Consider the following 19,431-nt stretch of genomic DNA (forward strand, 5'->3'; position numbering starts at 1 on the left):
GTAAGACGCCCCGCGTCCTTTAGAGATCACTTGGCGCCGTCGTGCATCGGCCGCGCCGACCGGAGACCGCGATGACCGCTCAGACGGCCAACGAGACCGAAGCCCCCGAAACCGTCGAGAAGGACGGCCCGCTGCTCGACCTGACCGACGCCGCGGTCAAGAAGTTCATCAAGCAGGCGAAGGCCCGCGGCTACGTCACGATGGACGAGCTGAACAAGGTCCTGAACAGCGAAGAGGTCAGCGGCGACGCGATCGAGGACACGCTGGCCATGCTGTCCGAGATGGGCGTCAACGTCGTCCAGGACGAGGAAGACGTCAGCGAAGGCGAGGGCGGCGAGGTCGCGGCCCGCGAGGAGACCTCCGTCACCACCGAGGCGGAAAGCAAGCCCGCCTACGACCGCACCGACGATCCCGTGCGCATGTACCTGCGCGAGATGGGTTCGGTCGAACTGCTGTCGCGCGAAGGCGAAATCGCCATCGCCAAGCGGATCGAAGCCGGCCGCGACACCATGATCCGGGGTCTGTGCGAGAGCGCTCTGACCTTCGAAGCCATCATGGTCTGGCGCGAAGAGCTGGGCACCGGCCGCATCCTGCTGCGCGAAGTCATCGACCTGGAAGGCACCTACGGCGTCATGTTCCCGTCGGCGCCGCCCGCGCTGCCGACCGAGGACGGCGCCGAGCCGGAGCCGAAGGAAGAGGCGGCCGAGGGCGAAGAGAAGGCCGAAGGCGAAGACGAGGACGATTTCGACGACGGCGCCGGCCCGACCGTCAGCGCCATGGAAGGCGAGCTGCGCGAGAGCGTGATGGAGACCCTCGACGGCATCGCCGCCGAGTTCGACTCCTTCCGTCGCCTGCAGGAGAAGCTGGTCGAGCGCCGCCTGAAGGGCCAGGACCTGAAGGACGACGACCGCAAGGCCTACGAGGCCGCCAGCAGCGCCATCGTCGCCCGCCTGAAGACCCTGAAGCTGAACAACAACCGCATCGAGGCTCTGGTCGATCAGCTCTACGCGATCAACCGCCGCCTGATCGCGCTGGAAGGCCGCCTGCTGCGCCTGGCCGACAGCTACGGCATCAGCCGCGCCGAGTTCCTGAAGGCCTACTTCGGCGCCGAACTCGATCCGAACTGGTCGGAGAAGGTCAAGGAACTGGGCGTCCGCTGGACCAAGTTCGCCGAGAACGACGGCTCGTCGATCGGCGACATCCGCCAGGAGATCGCGGCGCTGGCCACCGAGACCGGCGTGCCGATCGACGACTACCGCCGTATCGTCCAGACCGTGCAGAAGGGCGAACGCGAGGCGCGTCAGGCGAAGAAGGAGATGGTCGAGGCCAACCTGCGCCTCGTGATCTCGATCGCCAAGAAGTACACCAACCGCGGCCTGCAGTTCCTGGACCTGATCCAGGAAGGCAACATCGGCCTGATGAAGGCGGTCGACAAGTTCGAGTATCGCCGCGGCTACAAGTTCTCGACCTACGCCACCTGGTGGATCCGCCAGGCGATCACCCGGTCGATCGCCGACCAGGCGCGGACCATCCGCATCCCGGTGCACATGATCGAGACGATCAACAAGATCGTCCGCACCAGCCGTCAGATGCTGCACGAGATCGGCCGTGAGCCGACCCCGGAAGAGCTGGCCGAGAAGCTGGCCATGCCGCTGGAGAAGGTCCGCAAGGTCCTGAAGATCGCCAAGGAGCCGATCTCGCTCGAAACCCCGATCGGGGACGAGGAGGACAGCCACCTGGGCGACTTCATCGAGGACAAGAACGCCGTCCTGCCGATCGACGCCGCCATCCAGAGCAACCTGCGTGAGACGACTACCCGCGTGCTGGCCTCGCTGACGCCGCGCGAAGAGCGCGTCCTGCGCATGCGCTTCGGCATCGGCATGAACACCGACCACACCCTGGAAGAGGTCGGCCAGCAGTTCTCGGTCACCCGTGAACGCATCCGCCAGATCGAAGCCAAGGCTCTCCGCAAGCTGAAGCATCCCTCGCGGAGCCGGAAGCTGCGCAGCTTCCTGGACAGCTAGGACCTACGGGAAGGGCGGCTCGCTGGAGCCGCCCTCTTTCGTCTGTGGCGATGCCGTGCGTCCTTCGAGACGCGGACCGCGCATGGCGCCTTACACTTCCAGCACCACCGCGAAACCGCCGTAGATCATGCGCTTGCCGTCGTAGGGCATGTCCATGTTCCGCATGCGCTCGTCCTGCATGATCTTCTCCCAGGCGGCGTCGCGGACGGCCTTGTCCGGCCAGGTGATCCAGCCAATGGCGACGGTCTCGTCGGCGGTGGCCTGCACCGCGCGTTTGAAGTCGGTGACCTTGCCGTCCGGCACGTCGTCGCCCCAGGCCTCGGTGACGCTCAGCGCCCCGGCTTCCTTGAACAGGACGTCGACCTTCCGGGCGTGCTCCAGATAGGCGTCCTTGTTGGCGGTCGGCACAGCCATCACAGTCATGTCGATGTAGCTCATGGTTCTCTCCCTTTCGCGGCCCCGCCGCCTGGTTGAGAGTCATGACCTATCGAGTTATATTAGGCAAGTATGAAGTTAGAAAAAATAACTAAGAGCCGTCACTACGATGACGCCTGCGCCACGGCCCACGGCCTGGACCTGCTGGGCGAGCGCTGGGCGCTGCTTGTCGTACGGGAGCTCATGCTCGGCCCGCGCCGGTTCGGCGACCTGCGCGCCAGCCTGCCGGGGCTGAGCGCCAACGTGCTGACGCAGCGCCTGGAGGGGCTGGAGTCCGCTGGCGTCCTGCGCCGCCGCAAGCTGCCGCCGCCGGCCTCCGTGCAGGTCTATGAGTTGACCGAATGGGGCCTGGAGGCGGAGCCGATCGTCCTCAGCTTCGGCCGCTGGGCCACGCGGTCGCCGGCGCACGATCCGACCCTGCCGCTCAGCGCCGTGGCCCTGATGCTGTCGTTTCGCGCAAAGTGGGGCGATGTGGCGGGGCGCGTGCCGGACGTGTCCCTGGGCTATCACCACGGCGACGAGGTCTACACCGTCGCCGTGAAGGGCGGCCGGCTGATCACGGAGCGTGGCGCGCCGGAGGCCCCCGACGCCGAGCTGGCCGGCGATCCGGCGGCGGTGGCGGGATACATCTATGCGAAGGTTCCTCTGGACCAGCTGCCGCTGACCGTGACCGGCGACCACGAGGCCCTGGCGAGGTTCGCCGCCCCCTGGGAGATGGCGGCGAAGGCGCCCGGCTAGCGCGCCGGTTCGACCGCCGCCGCCACGATCCGGCGCACGAGCGGCAGCACCGCCAGCAGGGTCGGGAAGGCCACGATCCAGGACAGGCCCCAGGCCGACATCCAGATGGAAGGGAAGTCGGAGCCGAGGCCTCGGCTGCGCAGCGTGGCCACGGCCGAGACCACGAAGGTCATCAGCACCGACAGCACCAGCGGCATGACGAAGCCGGCCCATCGCGCGGGCAGGCGGCGGAAGCGGATGATCGAAGGGTGGGGCATCAAGGCGTCTCTCAAGAGGGTCGTCGGCATGGCGGCATCGCCCCGGCCGAGGACCGGGCAGGATGCGTTGCCTGACGTGAGACGCTTACGGCGCGATGAGGCGCGCCGATCGTCTAGCCCATATGCGAACCATTCGCAAGTCAGAGTCGCGGATCGATCGGTTCGCTCTCCAGCGCCAACACGGCGAAGACGCACTCGTGCACCTGGCGCAGCGGCCGGTTCTCCACGAAGCGCTTCAGCGCCTCATGGCCGAGGGCGAACTCCCGCAGGGCCAGGTTGCGCTTGCTGTTCAGGCCGCGCGTCCTGAGGCGGTCGAGATGCTCCGGCGCGTCGTACTCGGGACCGTAGATGATCCGCAGGTACTCCGGCCCGCGCACCTTGAGCGCCGGCTGGATCAGGCCCTTGGGTCCGCGCGTGACGAAGTCCAGCGGCTTGACCACCATGCCTTCGCCGCCGGCGCCGACCAGGGCCTCCCACCAGGCGACGGCCTCGGCCCAGGACGCGTTGTCCCCGAGATCGACCGTCCGCCAGCGCGTCGGGGCGATCACCGCCTGGCCCGCGCCGGCCAGTCGCTCGGCCATGCCCATGTGCCAGGCGTGGTCGCGATCGAAGTGGACCGCCCCCTCGCTGGCCAGCACATGGAACGGCGCGACGCGCAGGTCGTCGACGCCCGACACGGGCCAGACGTAGGGCGCCCACGCCCGGGCGTAGCGCGCGGCGCGGTCGGCGCGGTCCTCGAACCGGGCGGCGAAGTCGCCGGCGGCCACGCCGCGGGCTGCGGCGCGCGCCAGGGCGTCGGACGCCGCCGCCAGGCCGGCCCGCGACGAGACCGCCACGGGCGCATACTGGCCGTCGATCAGCGATCCCGCCTTGGCCGACCAGGGCATGATCTCGGCGTCCAGCAGCAGCCAGCCGGTCTTCAGCTCGTCCCACAGCCCGGCGGCGTCGACCGCCGACCGCAGCCGCGCCAGCAGGGCCTCCGTCGTCTCCGGCGCGTTGAAGAAGCCGCGCCCGGTCCGGGTCCAGATCGCGCCGCCCTCCTCGCCGGTCACGCCGAAGCGGGTCCGGGCGACCTCGGCGTCGCGGCACAGGGCGATCACCGCCCGCGAGCCCATGTGCTTCTCCTCGCACACGGCCGTCGCCACGCCCTGCTTGCGGAAGTAGTCGAGCGCTTCTTCCGGCCGTTCCAGCCAGCCCTCGCGGGCGCTGGTTTCCGAGGGCGACATGGTCGGTGGCAGGTAGGTCAGCCACTGGGGCGCGACGGCGAACCGGCTCATCACCTCCAGCGCCGCGGCCGCGTTCTCCTCGGCCACGACCACGCGGCCGCGCAGGCTGGTGTCGATCCAGCGGCGGCCGCTGACATCCTCCATGTCCAGCAGCGTATCGGCGACGGCCTGGGCGTCGCGACCGTCCTGCGCGCCGATCATCGGCCGCATCGGCTCGGACCAGACCGCGCGCGCCGGGACCTCGACCAGGTCCGTTTCGGGCCAGCGCAGGGCCGTCAGCTTGCCGCCGAACACGCAGCCGGTGTCGATGCAGAGGGTGTTGTTCACCCACTGCGCCTCGACCGTCGGGGTGTGGCCGTAGATCACCGCCGTCGGGCCGCGGTAGTTCGCGGCCCAGTCGGCGCGGACGGGCAGGCCGAACTCGTCGATCTCGCCGGTGGTTTCGCCGTAGAGGGCGAATTCGCGCACCGCGCCGGAGCCGCGGCCGATCATCTCCTCCTTCAGGCCCGCGTGCGCGACGCACAGCCGCCCACCGTCCAGCCAGAGATGGCTGCGCAGGTCGGCGAGGAAGCCCGGGAGGGCCTCGCGGAAGCCGCGGTCGACGGTTTCCATCTGCTCGACGGTCTGCTGCAGGCCGTGGGCGATGGTGACCTTGCGGCCCTCCAGCCAACGGCCGAACTTGCGCTCGTGGTTGCCCTGGACGCAGTAGGCCGCACCGGCGGCGACCATGCTCATGGCGATGCGCAGCACGTCCGGCGAGTTCGGGCCGCGGTCGACCAGGTCGCCGAGAAAGATCGCCCGACGGCCCGGCGGCGGCGTGACCGTCACCGTCCGTTCGCCGCGATCCTCGCCCCAGGCCACCGTGTAGCCGAGCTTGCCGAGCAGGTCTTCCAGCTCCGCCGCGCAGCCGTGGACGTCGCCGATGATGTCGAACGGCCCGTGGTCGTCGCGCTTGTCGGTCCACAGCGGGCGGCGCTCGATCGTCGCGGCGTCGATCTGCTCCACATTCATCAGCCTGTAGACCTGCCGGAAGCCCTCGCGGGGCAGGCCGCCCTGGCCCTTCCGGATCTCCTGGGTCATGCGCCGCACGATCTGGGCTCCGGACGGACGGTTCGGCCGCGCGCTGTTGCGGGCGACGCAGACGTCGATGCCCGGGTCGACCACGATGGCGACGGGCAGGGCGTGCCAGCGGCGCGCCAGGGCGATCCAGTCCTTGCGGTCGGCGGCGCGGACGTTGGTGGCGTCGATCACCGTCAGCTTCCGGTGCTTGAGCCGCTTCTCGGCGATGGCGCGGACCAGATCGAAGGCGTCGCCGCTGATCGACTGGTCGGTCTCGTCGTCCGCGACCATGGCCCGGCAGGCGTCCGAGGAGATCACCTCCGTCGGCAGGAAGTGGCGGGCGGCGAAGGTCGACTTGCCCGAACCGGTGGAGCCGATCAGCACGACCAGTGCGAAGTCGGGGATTTCGAGCCTGCTCATTGGGCGGTCCTCCGGAACACGGCCATCTGGGTCGGGGCGCCCAGCGCCTCGTCCAGCTTGCCGATCGGCGACAGCTCCGCCGTGTAGCCGTAGGTCTCGCCCACGCGGTCGACCCAGGCGCGGAACTGGGCCCGGCTCCATTCGAAATGATGGTCCGGGTGGCGGAAGGCGGCGGCCGCCAGGTTCGGGAACAGGGCGTTGTAGTCGGCGTTCGGCGTGGTCACGACCACGATCTCCGGCCGGGCGACGCCGAACACCACCTGTTCCAGCGCGGGCAGGCGGTCTTCGTCCAGGTGCTCGATCACCTCGACCAGGGCTGCGGCGTCGACGCCTTCCCAGCGCCGGTCGCGATAGGTCGCCGAGCCGTGCAGCAGCATCACCCGGCCCTCGGGCGGGCCGCCGGCCTCGCGCAGCTTCAGCCGCTTGGTCGCCCATTCCAGTTCGCGGGCGGCCGGGTCGACCCCGATCAGCCGCTCGACCCAGCGCTCGCGCACCAGCTTCTGCAGCAGCTTGCCCTCGCCGCAGCCCAGATCGACGACGCTCCTGGCCCCCGAGGCGCGCAGGGCCTCGACGACGGCCAGCATGCGTTCGTCGTTCAGGCGCAGCGGCGTCTCAAGCGCGTCCTCGCCCGCTCCGGGGCGGGCGGCCGGTTCGACGGCGTCCTCCTGGACCGTCTCCGGCGCCAGCCGCGCCAGGGCTTCCCGCGCCAGGGCCTTGCGGTGGATCAGGTAGCGAAGGACGATCAGGTCCCTGGCCGGATGGCTCTCCAGCCAGCCTTCGCCCCGTCGCAGCAGCTTGGCGACCTCGTCCTCGCCGACCCAGTAGTGCTTGTCGTCATCCAGCACCGGGATCAGGACGTAGAGGTGGTTCAGCAGCGCGCTCAGCCGCGCTGCTCCGGCCAGCTTCAGCGTGACATAGTGGGACGCCCGGCCGGCCTGCGCGCCGACGTCCTCGATCGGCTCGACCGTCGTCGCCCAGCCCAGAGGCTCGAACAGCGCCCGGACCAGCGCCTCGCCGCCGCGCGCGGGCAGGGGCGTCACCACCGCCTCCAGCGGGATTTCCGTCTCGGCCAGGGCCTGGCGATCGCGGGAACTGCCGCTCATCGCCGTGCGCAGGGCCCGGGTCAGGGCCACCGACAGGAAGGACGAGGCCGCATAGGGCCGGTCGTTCACATACTGGTCGAGCAGGCCTTCGCTGCGGCCCTTGCCGCGAACCAGGCCGATCGGATCGACGTCCAGCACCAGGGCCGCCTCGCAGCGGGCCTCATTGGCCTCGGGATAGAAGACCAGCGCCTTGCCGAACGGCAGTTCGGTCTCGTGCAGGCGGTCGGGGTGCTTGTGCAGCAGATAGCCCAGGTCGGTGGCGGGGCGGTGAGTGGTGGCGACGGACAGGTACATGGCTTGGCGGCTTCGGTTCTACGGATCGATTGGGCCGGTCGGCGGGGGGCAGAAACGACGAACCCCTCCAGGCCGGGCCGGGAGGGGTTCGTCGTCAGGTCGGTCGGATCGCGGATCCGTCAGCCTGGCAGTCCCTCCACGCGCGTGCGTTCGCACTCGGCTTTGAAGCCGGGGCGGTTCAAGACGCGCAGAGGGTTGATCGAGATCGTCATCGACCGGGGCGATAGCACGGGTCTGCGACGACGGGCAACGGGGGCCGCTCGCCTTTCACTTTAGAAGATGCTTTACTTTTTTCTTGACGCGCGCGCCTCGTCTTCATACTTAAGTGTATGCTTCAGCAATCGCCCGCGCTCGACCACGTCTTCCATGCCCTCTCGGACCCCGCCCGGCGCGGGATGCTGGAGCGGCTGAGCCGTGGACCCGCTTCGGTCAGCCAGCTGGCCGAGCCTCTGCCGATGAGCCTGTCGGCCGTCGTCCAGCATCTGTCGGTGCTGGAGGGGGCGGGGCTGGTGAAGACGGAGAAGGTCGGGCGGGTGCGGACCTGCACGCTCGACACCTCGGTCCTGACCCAGGCCGAGAAGTGGATCAACGACCGGCGGACCTTCTGGGAAGGCCGGCTCGACGCCCTCGGCGCGTTCCTGGCCGAGACCAAGCCCGCCGACGAGGCCTGACGCCTATGACCGAACCGACCGCTATCCACGCGACCCTGACGCTCGACCGGCTCTATGACGCCGCCCCCGGACGGGTGTTCGCCGCCTGGGCTGATCCCGGCGCCCGCGCCCGCTGGGGCGCGCCGACGCCGCGGCATGAGATCGTCTTTCTGGAGACCGACTTCCGCGTCGGCGGGCGGGACTTCAGTTGCTGCGGCCTGGTCGGCGACCCGTCGATCGCCGTGGAGGCGCGCTACGAGGACATCGTCGAGGGACGGCGGATCGTGTTCACCGAGACGGTGCTCCATCAAGGCGTCCGGCTGTCGGTCTCGCTGGTCACCGTCCTGCTGCAGGTCGAGGGCCTGGCCACGCGGCTGACGCTGACCTGCCAGATCACCGCCCTGGACGGTTCCGACATGGCCGCCGGCGCGCGCAGCGGCTGGACCGCCGCCCTCGGCAATCTCGCCGCCGAGCTGACGCGCGAAGCCGCCTGACCGAAGGGGGTTCCGATGACCACGCGATCCGTCACCCACGCCACCTTCCATATCGAGCGGGTGTTCGACTGCACCCCGGCCCGGCTGTGGCGCGCCTTCGCCGATCCGGAGCAGAAGGCCCGCTGGTCCTGTCACGACGACTGGCGGATGAAGGAGATGACCTTCGCCGTCGGCGGGCGGGAGATCGCCGGCGGCTCAAGCGCCGGCGGCCCCTACTGGGAGTTCGACGGAACCTATCTCGACATCGTCGACCAGCAGCGGTTCGTCGTCGCCTACAGCATGAGCCGCGACGGCCTGCGGGTGTCGGGCTCGCTCATCACCTGGCAGGTCGCCGCCGATCCCGGCGGGGCCCGCCTGACGTTCACCGACCAGGGCGCCTACCTCGACGGCCATGAAGACCCGGCCGTCCGCGAGGCGGGCTCCGGCGTCGGCCTCGACAATCTCGCCGCCTTCCTCGCCGCCGAGCGGGATGCGGCCTGACCCTCATATCTTACGGAGAGTTCCGATGACCGGTTCTGTGACCCACGCCACCATCTGCCTCGATCGCGTCTACGACGCTCTTCCCGCCCGTGTGTACACGGCCTTTACCGACCCGGAAGCGCGCAAGCGCTGGTTCTTCCAGGCCGACGTCTGGTCCCTGCATCGCCACAGCGGCGGCGAGACGGCGGTCGGGGCGGCGGAATCGAGCGCCTTCTCGCCCCCGGGTGCGGACGTGGTGATCACCAACGACAGCATCTACCTCGATGTCGTGCCGAACGAGCGGCTGGTCTTCGCCTACCAGATGACCATCGCCGGCAAGCCGATCAGCGCGTCTCTGGCCACCGCCGAGTTCAAACCCGAGGGTAGGGGCACGCGCCTGGTCTTCACCGAGCAGGGGGCCTACTTCGATGATCCGGGCCAGGTCGCCAGCCGCGAGGAAGGCACGCGCGAACTCCTCGAAGCCCTGGCCGCCGAGCTGGAGGGACGGGTGCGGATCCGCGTCCCGCATGGCGATCATATCGAGTCGTACGAGCAGCCTGCCTGAGGCGGCGGAAAGGCCTTCGCGAGTGACAGGGGGCCCCAGGCGTCGACCTAGGCCAGCATGTCCAGCAGCGTCCCCGTCATCTTGTCGGCTGTGCGGATGACGGCGGCGTTGGCCTTGAAGTCCTGCTGGGCCTGGATGCGCGCGACCGTTTCCTTCTCGAGGTTATCGAGCGGCGCGGCGGCGGTCCGGCGGGCGCTGGCGTCGAACCGGCTGGCGGCGTCGAGCAGGCCGGACGCGGCGATCGGCAAGGCTTGCATGGGCTTCTCCCTCGACAAGTCCCGGCCAGTCTAGCCACGGCGGCCTTAACGGCGCGCGTAGGAACGTGATGAACGCGGCTTTACGCCGCCGCGTTCTTCCGCAGCCATTCGGCGGCCTCGTCCGAGGCGGCGTGGACGTGTCCGCCGTCGATGCCCAGCCGCAGCTCGCAGGCGGGCTTCAGGGGCGCGGGGAGGGTCTCGTAGAGCTGACGGGCGGCGCGGGGATCGGTCAGATCGAAGACCCAGGCGCCCATGAAGCGACGTTCGGTAAAGGCGGAAGCCATGACTGCACTCTCTTTCCACGGAGCAGTGTGCATGGTGAAGATGAACCGAACCTGAGCGCCGTTCGGCGGGCTGGCGCGGGTCGCGGCGAGGCGGCTAGTCTCGCCCTGCAATCAAGCCAGGAGCCCCGCCATGTCCGTCGATCTGTTCTCCCTCAAGGGCCGCACGGCCCTGATCACCGGCGGCTCGCGGGGCATCGGCAGGATGATCGCGGCCGGCTTCATCGCCGCGGGGGCCAAGGTCTACATCTCCTCGCGCAAGGCGGCGGCCTGCGACGCGGCGGCGGCCGAGCTGTCGGCGGGCGGCGGGACGTGCATATCGCTGCCGCAGGACGTCTCGACCGTCGAGGGTTGCCAGGCGCTGGCCAAGGCCTACGGCCGGCATGAGGACAGGCTCGACATCCTGGTCAACAACGCCGGCGCGGCCTGGCTGGCGGAGTTCGACGCCTTCCCGGAAAACGGCTGGGACAAGGTCGTCGACCTGAACCTGAAGTCGCCCTTCTTTCTGACCCAGGCCCTGGCTCCGGCCCTGCGCGCCTCGGCTTCGGCGGAGCGTCCGGCGAAGGTCATCAACATCGCCTCGATCGACGGCATTCGGCCCAATCCGCAGGAGACCTACAGCTATCAGGCCAGCAAGGCGGGACTGATCCACCTTACGCGCCGGATGGCGGCGCAGCTGATCCGAGACAACGTCGTGGTCACCGCGATCGCGCCGGGCGCCTTCGCCTCGGACATGAACACCACAGCCCGCGACCAGGCCGAGGCGGTCGCCGCCCGCATTCCGGCGCGGCGGATCGGGACCGACGAGGACATGCAGGGCGTGGCCATCTACCTGGCCTCCCGAGCAGGGGATTATGCGGTCGGAATCACCGTCGCCGTCGACGGCGGCGTCGCCTACGCCAGCCTGGGGATCTGACGGATCAGTCCAGGACGGTCAGGCCGGGTCCGGCCCGGCTGGTCGCGCCGTTGTCGACGCGGCCGTCGCCGGTCCAGCCGCCCTCCTGCCAGCAGACGTAGAGGCTGTCGTCCTCGTCGTTGCCGCGATGGACGCAGCAGAGCCGCTGCGAGAAGGGGACCGTACAGGGGATGCCGTCGGTCTGGTTGCCCTGGGGAAACTGCTGGTCCTCGGTCCAGCCCGTGCCGCTGTAGGTGCACCACCACATCGACTGGTCGCCGCCGCCGCCCCGGTGGATGAAGTAGAGATAGCCCTGGTAGCTGATCAGCCAGCCGCCGCCGAGGCAGCGGTTGCCCTGGTCGAACGGCTGGTCCTCGGCCCAGTTCTGGCCGTCGAAGGCGGTCCACCAGAGGCTGTCGTCGTCCCACTGGCCGGAATGGACGCAGACCAGTTGGCCGTTGTGGACCGCCAGGGCCGGGGTGCTGCCGCACTGGTTGCCCTGGTTGAACTCGTTGTCGCCGCTCCATTCGCCGACCGCGGGATCGAAGGTGCACCAGTAGAGATTGTTGTCGCCGTCGCCGCCCTTGTGCACGCAGAACAGCTTGCCGTCGTAGAGGGCGACCGCCGGACCGGCGTTGGTCTGGTTGCCGTTGAACGATTGGCTGGGCGTCCAGCTCTGGTCGGCGGGGTCATAGGCGCACCACCAGAGGTTCTGGTTGTCGCTGCCGGTGAACACGCACCACACCTTGCCCCAGGCCTGGACCAGCGCCGGCGCCGCGCCGCTGTGCGCGCCGTTCGGGAGGGCCGATGCCCCGGTCCAGTCGCCGCCGTCGGGCAGGAACATCTGGTACAGGGTGGCGTCGCCGCCGCCGCCCGGAAACACCGCCATCAGCGTCTGGCCCATCGTCGCCTCCCTCCGAGAGCGCGCGAGCATGCGCCCGGCTCAATTCCCGGTCGAGTTCCATTTGGGACTTGCGGCGCCCGGTCGAGGCGGGCGCGGTTAGCCCGCGCCGCGCCGGCGGGTGATGAAATACAGCGCCAGGCCGACAGCCGCGCCGACCACGGCGCCGGCGATTCCGCCCGCGATCCAATCGTGCTTGAGCGTGACCAGGGCCGCCGTCACCGCGGCGGCGATGGCGCCGGCCAGAACATCCACCCGCATAAATCCCTCCCGCTGAGATCGACGGAACGCTCGCAGCCGCCGCGGTCAGCGCCAAGGGCGCGGCGGTTGCTGATCGACGAACGGCGCCGAATTCCGGACGAGCGGCCCCGTTTGCGCTAGCTTTCGCCTGGGGAGGTCGAAGCGAATGGCCGGTTTCGGAGCGATGTCCAGAGGAGCGCTGACGGCCGGGATCACCGCCGGAGCCTGGGCGGCCTACTATGCCTCGCGCCTGTCGGGGGCGCTGTTCGACTTCGGCGCGACACGGGCGACGGCCTGTCTCGCCCTGGCGCTGGCGGTCGCCTGCCTGTTCGCCGCCGGGATGTGCCTGGGCCTGGACCGCTTGATGACAAGCCTGACCGGCCGATCGCTGGCGCTTCGCCTGACGCTGGCGATCGTGCTGACCAACCTGGCCGCCATCGCCTGGACGATCGCCAACCGGCTGGTCCTGTATCCAGCCGCCGAGGGGGTGTTCTCGGCGCTCGGGCTGGTCGACGGCTCGTTCGCCGCCGGAGCGATGCAGGCCCATGACTCGACCTTCGTGGTCTGGCTGGTCTTCCTGGCCTGGGCCGGACTGAGACTGGCTCTCGACGGCGCGGCGACACGGACGGAGCCGGCCTACGACGACGAGCTCTGGGCCGTGACCGGGCGGGAAGCCATCCGCCTGCCGCTGGCCGACGTCCTTTGGTTCGAGGCGGAGGGCGACTACATGCGGGCGCACCGGCGCGAGGGGCGGCCGGTGCTGATGCGCGAGCCGATGCACGCCCTGATGAAGCGGCTCGATCCGGAGCGCTTCCTGCGCATCCACCGGTCGACCATCGTCGCTCTGGCCGCGATCGAGCAGGTGCGCCGGCGGGGAGCCAAGGGCCTTGAGGTGGCGCTGGCCGGCGGCGTCGCCTTGCCGGTCGGGCGCAGCTACCAGCCCCTGATCCGCCGGATCAGCGCCAGCCGTAGTTGAAGCTGATCGAGATGCGGTCGGCCTTGGCGTTCGAGGGCGGCACCTCGTGGCGCAGCCAGCTTTCCCACAGCAGCAGGTCGCCCGGCTGGGGTTCGACGACGACGAAGGCGCGCTGATCCTCCGGCGCATCGGGCAGGCGGATGGGCGCGGCCATCATCAGGGCCAGGCGCGGATCCTCGAAACGGATGCCCTGGGCGCCCTTGGGCATCGCGACATAGTAGGTGCCGCTGAGCACGCTGTGCGGGTGGATGTGGCCGCTATGCCCGCCGCCGGGCTTCAGCACGTTGACCCAGAAGCTGTCCATCTTCAGCCGCCGGCCGCCCAGATCCAGGCCCAGCTCCTCTGCGAAGGCGGCGACGTTGCGGTCGAGCTTCTTCTTGAGGTCGGCGAAGGCGGTGGCGCGATGCCAAAGCTCGCCCGGGGAGCTGTAGGAGGTGTAGCCGCGGTAGTGGTTGCGTTTGCTCCAGGCGCGGCCGGCTTCGTCCTCCGCCTCCATCATCCGGCAGGCGTCTTCGAGATCGGCGTTGAAGGCCTCGAAGCCCTTGTCGCCGGCCAGGCTGGCGCGGTGGATGCGGGTTGCGAAGTGCAGCGTGCTCATGGCCTGCCGTTAGGCTCGGAGGGGGAGAGAGTCAAAGCTCCCCGGGGACATGCTCCCGCAGGGTGCGTGTCCCCTCACACGGCGGAGGCGGTGACACGCACCGGCTTCGCCGGAGCATGTCCCCTCAGACCACCGCCTTCCGCGTCGCCGCGTAGGGGTCGTTCACGACCCGGCTGTCGATGTCGAAGATCATCGTCGCCCGCCGTTTCGCCTCATAGGCCGGCCATTTCGGCAGGCCCTTCACGTTCGGATCGCCCTTCCGCGCGAAGGCCAGCCAGGCGGCGCTCATCTGCTTGGCCATCAGCAGCGGCTCGGGGCCCGGACCGGTGAAGACGCGGGCGCTCTCGACGGTGTCGAACACCAGCGGCACCTCCAGCATGTGCGGCGAGCGGAACGGTCCGACCGGGGTCTCCCAGTCCAGGATATAGAACCAGGCCTTGGCCCCGCCTTGCGCCGCCTTGCGCTCGGCGATCTGGACCGAGCCGGCGAACATCCGGCCATAGGTGGTCAGGTGGGTGGCGAGATAGGTCGGACTGTCCTTCGGGAAGTCGGTCTTCAGCGCGGTCAGCACCGCGGGCGCCTTCTCGCCGTAGATCGCCGCGGCCATCTTCTGCAGCCCGGCCTCGTCCAGCTTCCCGAACCAGGGGGCGGAGGCCATGAACAGGGTCATCTCGTCCTTGTTGATCCCGATCAGCACCGGCACGTCGCGGGCCGTGGCCGGGGCGGCGGGATCCCAGGGCTGGGCGGGAAGGACGCCGTCGCCGGCGACCGGCGAGAAGCCCGAGCGATCGAAGCCCACGCCGGGCTGTTTGGCCTCCGCCGCCCGCGCCGCCGCCAGCAGCCTGTCGGCGGGCAGGGCGCGCAACCCGGCGACGTCGCCTTCGACCAGGCCGAGTTCCTTGTAGAGGTCGCCGCGCAGGGCGGCGGCGCGATCGCGCGGCACGGCCTTCACGCCCGGCCCGCTCTGGATGACGGCGCGGTGGAACAGGCCCTTGGCCTTGGGCATGGCCAGCAGGTAGCTGACCTTCGCCCCGCCGCCGGACTCTCCGAAGATGGTGACGTTGCTGGGATCGCCGCCGAACAGGGCGATGTTGTCGCGCACCCATTCCAGGGCCGCGACGAGGTCCAGCATGCCGGCGGCGCCCGAGCCCGCGACCTCCGGCAGGTCCAGATAGCCGAAGACGTTCAGCCGGTGGTTCACCGAGACCACGACCGCGCCCTGGGCGGCCAGCCTGGAGCCGTCGTAGACCGGCCACTGGGCCGAGCCGTAGGCGAAACCGCCGCCGTGCAGCCAGACCATCACCGGTCGGCGCTTGCCGGGGTCCCGCATGGTCCAGACGTTCAGGACCAGGCAGTCCTCGCTCTGCGCCTCGACGTCGGCCCGGGCCGGGAAGACCGCTTGCAACGCCTTGCCCATCTCCGACGTGGGGTTCACCGCCGAGGGGGAGGGGTTCTGGATCGCGGTGGGGCCGAACAGGCCGCCGTCGCGGACGACGGTCCAGGGCTTCGCGGGCTTGGGCGGGGCGAAGCGGAGGTCGCCGACCGGCGGCGCGGCGTAGGGGATGCCTTTGTAGGCCAGGACGCCGGGGGTCTCGCTGATCCCGGCGCTGACCGGCCCGCCACGCGTCTGCACCATCGGCAGAGGCGGAGGCATAGCCCGCCCGGCGACCGGAGCCAGGGCGGCCAGCGCGGCGCCGGCGCCCAGCAGACCGCGTCGTGAAAGCCTGTGTTCGTCGGCCTTGTTTTCCCTGGCCATGACGTCCTCCCGCCCGATGCGCGGGAACACCGGTATCGCAGTCGCCCGCCTCCCGTCGAGATTTTCGCGAACAGTTGTTCGACGGGCCTTCCGCTCCGCGCCTGAACGGCGATAACCTCGCGCCCAACCAACAAGGACCCAAACAACAAGGGGAAGTACGCGATGAAGGCCGCAGTCCTGCGTGAGATCGGCAAGCCGCTGTCGATCGAAGATGTCCAGATCAGCAAGCCCGGTCCGCACGAGGTGCTGATCCGCACCGCGGCTGCGGGGGTCTGCCACTCGGACCTGCACTTCGTCGAAGGCTCCTACCCGCACCCGCTGCCGGCCGTGCTGGGCCATGAGAGCGCCGGCGTGGTCGAGGCGGTGGGTTCGGAGGTCCGCACCGTGAAGCCGGGCGACCACGTCATCACCTGCCTGTCGGCCTTCTGCGGCCACTGCAATCACTGCGTCACCGGCCACATGGCCCGCTGCGTCAGCGGCGACGTGCGCCGCGCCAAGGACGACGCCCCGCGCCTGGGCAACGGCCTGAACCAGTTCCTGAACCTGTCGTCCTTCGCCGAGCAGATGCTGATCCACGAGCACGCCTGCGTCGCGATCCGCAAGGACATGCCGCTGGACGTGGCGGCCCTGATCGGATGCTCGGTGACCACCGGCGTCGGCGCGGTGGTGCAGACCTCCAGCGTCCGCGCGGGCGAGACCGTGGCCGTCATCGGCTGCGGCGGCGTGGGCCTGGCGGCGGTCAACGGGGCGGCGATCGCCGGCGCGGGCCGGATCATCGCCATCGACATGCAGGGCTCCAAGCTGAACCTGGCCAAGGCCTTCGGCGCGACCGACGTGATCAACGCCAGCGAAGTCGACCCGGTGAAGGCGGTGATCGAACTGACCAAGGGCGGCGTCGACCATAGCTTCGAGGCCATCGGCCTGAAGAAGACCACGGAGCAGGCCTTCAAGATGCTGGCCCGCGGCGGCACCGCCAACGTGATCGGCATGATCCCCGTCGGCACCATGATCGAGCTGCACGGCGCCGACTTCCTCGGCGAGAAGCGCATCCAGGGCTCGCTGATGGGCTCCAACCGCTTCCCGGTCGACATGCCGCGCCTGGTCGACTTCTACATGTCCGGCAAGCTGCACCTCGACCAGATGGTCTCGCAGCGGATCAAGCTGGAGCAGGTCAACGACGCGTTCGAGGAGCTGAAGCGGGGCGAACTGGCCCGCTCGGTCATCGTCTTCGACGCCTAGGTCGAGGACAATCCCGCGTACTGGGCTCGCCGCAGGGCCGCCACCAGCCGATTGAAGCTGGTGTAGGTCTCAAGGCCCGCGGCGAGCATCGCCGGCCGCATCAGGGCGGCCTCGGTGATCACGACGCCGCGCCGGCCCATGCGCGTGCAGAGGCCTTCGTCGACGAGCAGGTTCACGTAGCGGCGCGTCGTCTCGTAGGGGATGCCGATCGAGCCGGCGATCGACATCACGCTGACCGGCCGCCGCTCGCGTTCGCTGGCGAGAACCGGCACCGCCTCGCTGTTGGCTACGGCGATGGCGGTGAAGATGATCCCCTTCAGGAGGTCGTTGCCGTGCGCCCTGGCCACGATCTCGACGCCGCGGATGAAGAATTCGCCCCCCAACCGGGCGGCGACTTCGACCTGTGAATTGTCGGAAAGCAGAATTTCCTCGGCGCTCAACGGGCCCTCACAAACTGTCTGCGACTCGACCGGCAGGTTCGATGGAGACAACCATACGGCGTGACTCCTCAAAGTGGGTAGTCGCTTTCCCCCCAATCCTCTTCTCGAAGTACGCTCACTACGGGTTGTGGTTCCGGGGGGATGCTGGGGCGAAATGTCGCGCCAACCAAATCCCTGGAACGGTGTTTTGTAGGTCATGGGCCGTCGCGACGTCAGGCTGACTCCTCGCGGCGACCCCATGCCAGGCGGCCCCCTGCCCCCCCCGATGCGGTCGCCTGAGGCTGCCCCGGCTCCGAAAAGGAGCCGGGGCACGCTCCTCTCGAGGACAGCGTTGGTCCGATACTGAGATCACGACCCAGCCCCGACCGTCCCGGCGGAGCCCGGGATGACCGGAGCGGGCCGGACGCCGGCGCCTAGAGGCCTAGTCGTCGAAGCTGACGCCGCCGGTCTTCAGGTCGTCGAGGAGCTGCCGGAGGTTCTCGTAGTTCTGCTTGAGGCCGATGACGAAGGCCTCGCGCCCCAGGACCTCGCCCGGCACGATCACGCCGCTGTCCCCGCGCGCGCACATGCCGTCGTTGATCAGCCGGTTCACGTGTCGGCGGGTGGTCTCGTAGGGGAGGTCCAACTCCAGCGCCAGGGCGTGGATGCTGATCGGCCGCCGCGCTTCATCCGGGACGCGGTCATCGGCGCCGGAATGGGTTTGGGCGAAGACGTCGCCGGGGCGCAGGTGCCTGACGTTGGCGTCGACGATGGCCAGGAAGATCAGCGTCCGCAGGATGTCGCCGTTGCCGACGATGCGGTTGAGGACCCGCGCCGAGCGCAGCATGTAGGTCGTCGCGGCGCGGAGGGCGAGCCGTTCCCGGACCTTCTCGGGTTCATTGGGCAAGCAGACGCCCCCTACTGGCAGTCAGGAACCGGAACCGTGGTTAACGAATCCACGTAACCCAGTTTCCCAAGCGGGGGCAAGGAAAACGGCTATTCTGCGGCCTGGAGCTCCGCGGCCTTGGCGGCTTCGATCTCGGCGGCGCGCGCCTCGACCAGGCCGACGATGTGGTCGATCATCTGGTCGTTGTCCATCTTGTGGTCCGGACGGCCGGACACATAGACCATGCCCGATCCCTTGCCGCCGCCGGTGAAGCCCAGGTCCGTCATCAGCGCCTCGCCGGGGCCGTTGACCACGCAGCCGATGATCGACAGCGACAATGGCGTCGAGACGTGCGCAAGGCGCTGCTCCAGGGCCTCGACCGTCTGGATGACGTTGAAGCCCTGACGAGCGCAGGACGGGCAGGCGATGATGTTCACGCCGCGGTGGCGCAGGCCCAGCGACTTCAGCATGTCGAAGCCGACCTTGACCTCTTCCACCGGATCGGCGGCCAGGCTGACGCGGATGGTGTCGCCGATGCCGGCCCAGAGCAGGCTGCCCATGCCGATGGAGGACTTCACGGTGCCGGTGCGCAGGGCCCCCGCCTCGGTGATGCCCAGGTGCAGCGGGCAGTCGATGGCGTCCGCCAGCTGCTGATAGGCGGCTACGGTCATGAAGATGTCCGAGGCCTTCACGCTGATCTTGAACTCGTGGAAGTCGTGATCCTGCAGGATCCGGGCGTGGCTCAGCGCGCTCTCGACCATCGCGTCGGGGCAGGGCTCGCCGTACTTCTCGAGCAGGTCCCGCTCCAGCGAGCCGGCGTTGACGCCGATGCGGATCGAGCACCCATGGTCGCGGGCAGCCTGGACGACCTCGCGCACGCGGTCGGGGCTGCCGATGTTGCCGGGGTTGATGCGCAGGCAGGCGGCGCCGGCCTTGGCCGCTTCGATGCCGCGCTTGTAGTGGAAGTGGATGTCGGCCACGAGCGGGACCTTCACCTCGCGGGCGATGGTCTTGAACGCCTCGGTGGATTCCACGTCGGGGCATGAGACCCGGACGATGTCGGCACCGGCTTCCTCCAGCTGGCGGATCTGGTCGATCGTCGCCGCGGCGTCGGCCGTCAGGGTGTTGGTCATCGACTGCACGGCGATCGGGGCGTCGCCGCCGATCGGCACATTGCCGACGTGAATCTGACGCGAGACGCGGCGGTCGATGCGGCGCCAGGGGCGGACGTGGGTGTGATCGTCGTGGCTCATGCGTCG

The 19,431-nt window shown here is 69.4% G+C and carries 22 protein-coding genes; 9 read left to right on the plus strand and 13 right to left on the minus strand.

Annotation, left to right across the window (positions count from 1 at the left end; all coding sequences use genetic code 11):
* The first annotated feature begins 71 nt into the window (after positions 1 to 71).
* Positions 72 to 2,024, plus strand: coding sequence for an RNA polymerase sigma factor RpoD (rpoD, locus tag CSW64_RS03735; protein ID WP_099620841.1), 1,953 nt, complete (start codon positions 72 to 74; stop codon positions 2,022 to 2,024).
* A 90-nt stretch (positions 2,025 to 2,114) separates the two neighbouring features.
* Here the strand turns inward: rpoD and CSW64_RS03740 are convergent, their stop codons facing one another.
* Positions 2,115 to 2,462 carry a DUF1428 domain-containing protein gene (locus tag CSW64_RS03740; RefSeq protein WP_099620842.1) on the minus strand — a complete coding sequence of 116 codons (348 nt, stop codon included), beginning with the start codon at positions 2,460 to 2,462 and terminating at the stop codon, positions 2,115 to 2,117.
* 69 nt (positions 2,463 to 2,531) lie between these two features.
* Between CSW64_RS03740 and CSW64_RS03745 the strand changes: the two genes are divergently transcribed.
* Positions 2,532 to 3,197, plus strand: coding sequence for a winged helix-turn-helix transcriptional regulator (locus tag CSW64_RS03745; protein WP_099620843.1), 666 nt, complete (start codon positions 2,532 to 2,534; stop codon positions 3,195 to 3,197).
* Here the strand turns inward: CSW64_RS03745 and CSW64_RS03750 are convergent.
* The 3 genes from CSW64_RS03750 to CSW64_RS03760 all read right to left on the minus strand — a co-directional run bounded on the left by CSW64_RS03750 (position 3,194) and on the right by CSW64_RS03760 (position 7,556).
* A complete protein-coding gene (locus CSW64_RS03750) occupies positions 3,194 to 3,454 on the minus strand; it encodes a DUF2798 domain-containing protein (protein WP_099620844.1) in 261 nt (86 codons plus the stop codon). The two genes, CSW64_RS03745 and CSW64_RS03750, sit on opposite strands and share 4 nt — an antisense overlap.
* 140 nt (positions 3,455 to 3,594) lie before the next feature.
* On the minus strand, positions 3,595 to 6,159 hold the full coding sequence (locus CSW64_RS03755) for a polynucleotide kinase-phosphatase (RefSeq protein WP_099620845.1): 2,565 nt from the start codon (positions 6,157 to 6,159) through the stop codon (positions 3,595 to 3,597).
* Positions 6,156 to 7,556, minus strand: a complete 1,401-nt coding sequence (locus tag CSW64_RS03760; protein ID WP_099620846.1) for a 3' terminal RNA ribose 2'-O-methyltransferase Hen1 — start codon at positions 7,554 to 7,556, stop codon at positions 6,156 to 6,158. Before CSW64_RS03760 ends, CSW64_RS03755 begins: the two co-directional genes overlap by 4 nt.
* Before the next feature lie 329 nt (positions 7,557 to 7,885).
* On the opposite strand from CSW64_RS03760, the gene CSW64_RS03765 reads away from it, so the two are divergent.
* Genes CSW64_RS03765 through CSW64_RS03780 form a run of 4 tightly spaced genes read left to right on the plus strand, consistent with a single transcriptional unit; the run spans position 7,886 to position 9,724 of the window.
* Positions 7,886 to 8,227, plus strand: a complete 342-nt coding sequence (locus tag CSW64_RS03765; protein WP_099620847.1) for an ArsR/SmtB family transcription factor — start codon at positions 7,886 to 7,888, stop codon at positions 8,225 to 8,227.
* A gap of 5 nt (positions 8,228 to 8,232) precedes the next feature.
* Positions 8,233 to 8,700: an SRPBCC family protein gene (locus tag CSW64_RS03770; RefSeq protein WP_099620848.1), complete on the plus strand. Its 468-nt coding sequence runs from the start codon at positions 8,233 to 8,235 to the stop codon at positions 8,698 to 8,700.
* A gap of 15 nt (positions 8,701 to 8,715) precedes the next feature.
* Positions 8,716 to 9,180 carry an SRPBCC domain-containing protein gene (locus CSW64_RS03775; RefSeq protein WP_099620849.1) on the plus strand — a complete coding sequence of 155 codons (465 nt, stop codon included), beginning with the start codon at positions 8,716 to 8,718 and terminating at the stop codon, positions 9,178 to 9,180.
* Between the two features lie 25 nt (positions 9,181 to 9,205).
* Positions 9,206 to 9,724: an SRPBCC domain-containing protein gene (locus CSW64_RS03780; RefSeq protein ID WP_099620850.1), complete on the plus strand. Its 519-nt coding sequence runs from the start codon at positions 9,206 to 9,208 to the stop codon at positions 9,722 to 9,724.
* A 47-nt stretch (positions 9,725 to 9,771) separates the two neighbouring features.
* Here the strand turns inward: CSW64_RS03780 and CSW64_RS03785 are convergent, their stop codons facing one another.
* Both CSW64_RS03785 and CSW64_RS03790 read right to left on the minus strand, forming a co-directional pair.
* Positions 9,772 to 9,981, minus strand: a complete 210-nt coding sequence (locus CSW64_RS03785) for a flagellar basal body rod C-terminal domain-containing protein (protein ID WP_099620851.1) — start codon at positions 9,979 to 9,981, stop codon at positions 9,772 to 9,774.
* A gap of 80 nt (positions 9,982 to 10,061) precedes the next feature.
* On the minus strand, positions 10,062 to 10,265 hold the full coding sequence (locus tag CSW64_RS03790) for a hypothetical protein (protein ID WP_099620852.1): 204 nt from the start codon (positions 10,263 to 10,265) through the stop codon (positions 10,062 to 10,064).
* A 130-nt stretch (positions 10,266 to 10,395) separates the two neighbouring features.
* On the opposite strand from CSW64_RS03790, the gene CSW64_RS03795 reads away from it, so the two are divergent.
* On the plus strand, positions 10,396 to 11,178 hold the full coding sequence (locus CSW64_RS03795) for an SDR family NAD(P)-dependent oxidoreductase (RefSeq protein ID WP_099620853.1): 783 nt from the start codon (positions 10,396 to 10,398) through the stop codon (positions 11,176 to 11,178).
* A gap of 4 nt (positions 11,179 to 11,182) precedes the next feature.
* On the opposite strand, the gene CSW64_RS03800 is transcribed toward CSW64_RS03795, so the two are convergent.
* A complete protein-coding gene (locus tag CSW64_RS03800; RefSeq protein ID WP_099620854.1) occupies positions 11,183 to 12,061 on the minus strand; it encodes a Kelch repeat-containing protein in 879 nt (292 codons plus the stop codon).
* 96 nt (positions 12,062 to 12,157) lie between these two features.
* Positions 12,158 to 12,319 carry a hypothetical protein gene (locus CSW64_RS21920; RefSeq protein ID WP_172448447.1) on the minus strand — a complete coding sequence of 54 codons (162 nt, stop codon included), beginning with the start codon at positions 12,317 to 12,319 and terminating at the stop codon, positions 12,158 to 12,160.
* Between the two features lie 145 nt (positions 12,320 to 12,464).
* Between CSW64_RS21920 and CSW64_RS03805 the strand changes: the two genes are divergently transcribed.
* On the plus strand, positions 12,465 to 13,274 hold the full coding sequence (locus CSW64_RS03805) for a LytTR family DNA-binding domain-containing protein (RefSeq protein ID WP_099620855.1): 810 nt from the start codon (positions 12,465 to 12,467) through the stop codon (positions 13,272 to 13,274).
* On the opposite strand, the gene CSW64_RS03810 is transcribed toward CSW64_RS03805, so the two are convergent.
* Both CSW64_RS03810 and CSW64_RS03815 read right to left on the minus strand, forming a co-directional pair.
* The gene (locus CSW64_RS03810) at positions 13,255 to 13,872 is read right to left on the minus strand and encodes a TIGR02466 family protein (RefSeq protein WP_099620856.1); all 618 of its coding nucleotides are present in this window, start codon (positions 13,870 to 13,872) and stop codon (positions 13,255 to 13,257) included. The two genes, CSW64_RS03805 and CSW64_RS03810, sit on opposite strands and share 20 nt — an antisense overlap.
* Positions 13,873 to 13,996: 124 nt before the next feature.
* Positions 13,997 to 15,628, minus strand: a complete 1,632-nt coding sequence (locus tag CSW64_RS03815) for a carboxylesterase/lipase family protein (RefSeq protein WP_099620857.1) — start codon at positions 15,626 to 15,628, stop codon at positions 13,997 to 13,999.
* A gap of 162 nt (positions 15,629 to 15,790) precedes the next feature.
* Here CSW64_RS03815 and CSW64_RS03820 point away from each other — a divergent pair, with 162 nt between their 5' ends.
* Positions 15,791 to 16,867 (plus strand): Zn-dependent alcohol dehydrogenase, encoded by a 1,077-nt coding sequence (locus CSW64_RS03820; RefSeq protein ID WP_099620858.1) that lies wholly within the window; start codon positions 15,791 to 15,793, stop codon positions 16,865 to 16,867.
* Here the strand turns inward: CSW64_RS03820 and CSW64_RS03825 are convergent.
* From CSW64_RS03825 to ispG, 3 genes are all read right to left on the minus strand, one after another.
* Positions 16,864 to 17,307, minus strand: coding sequence for a hypothetical protein (locus tag CSW64_RS03825; RefSeq protein WP_099620859.1), 444 nt, complete (start codon positions 17,305 to 17,307; stop codon positions 16,864 to 16,866). The genes CSW64_RS03820 and CSW64_RS03825 overlap by 4 nt on opposite strands.
* Positions 17,308 to 17,728: 421 nt before the next feature.
* Positions 17,729 to 18,193, minus strand: a complete 465-nt coding sequence (locus CSW64_RS03830) for a hypothetical protein (protein ID WP_099620860.1) — start codon at positions 18,191 to 18,193, stop codon at positions 17,729 to 17,731.
* An 89-nt stretch (positions 18,194 to 18,282) separates the two neighbouring features.
* The gene (gene ispG, locus CSW64_RS03835) at positions 18,283 to 19,425 is read right to left on the minus strand and encodes a flavodoxin-dependent (E)-4-hydroxy-3-methylbut-2-enyl-diphosphate synthase (RefSeq protein ID WP_099620861.1); all 1,143 of its coding nucleotides are present in this window, start codon (positions 19,423 to 19,425) and stop codon (positions 18,283 to 18,285) included.
* Positions 19,426 to 19,431: the final 6 nt, after the last annotated feature.

Source organism: Caulobacter mirabilis, assembly GCF_002749615.1.
Taxonomy (GTDB): domain Bacteria; phylum Pseudomonadota; class Alphaproteobacteria; order Caulobacterales; family Caulobacteraceae; genus Caulobacter; species Caulobacter mirabilis.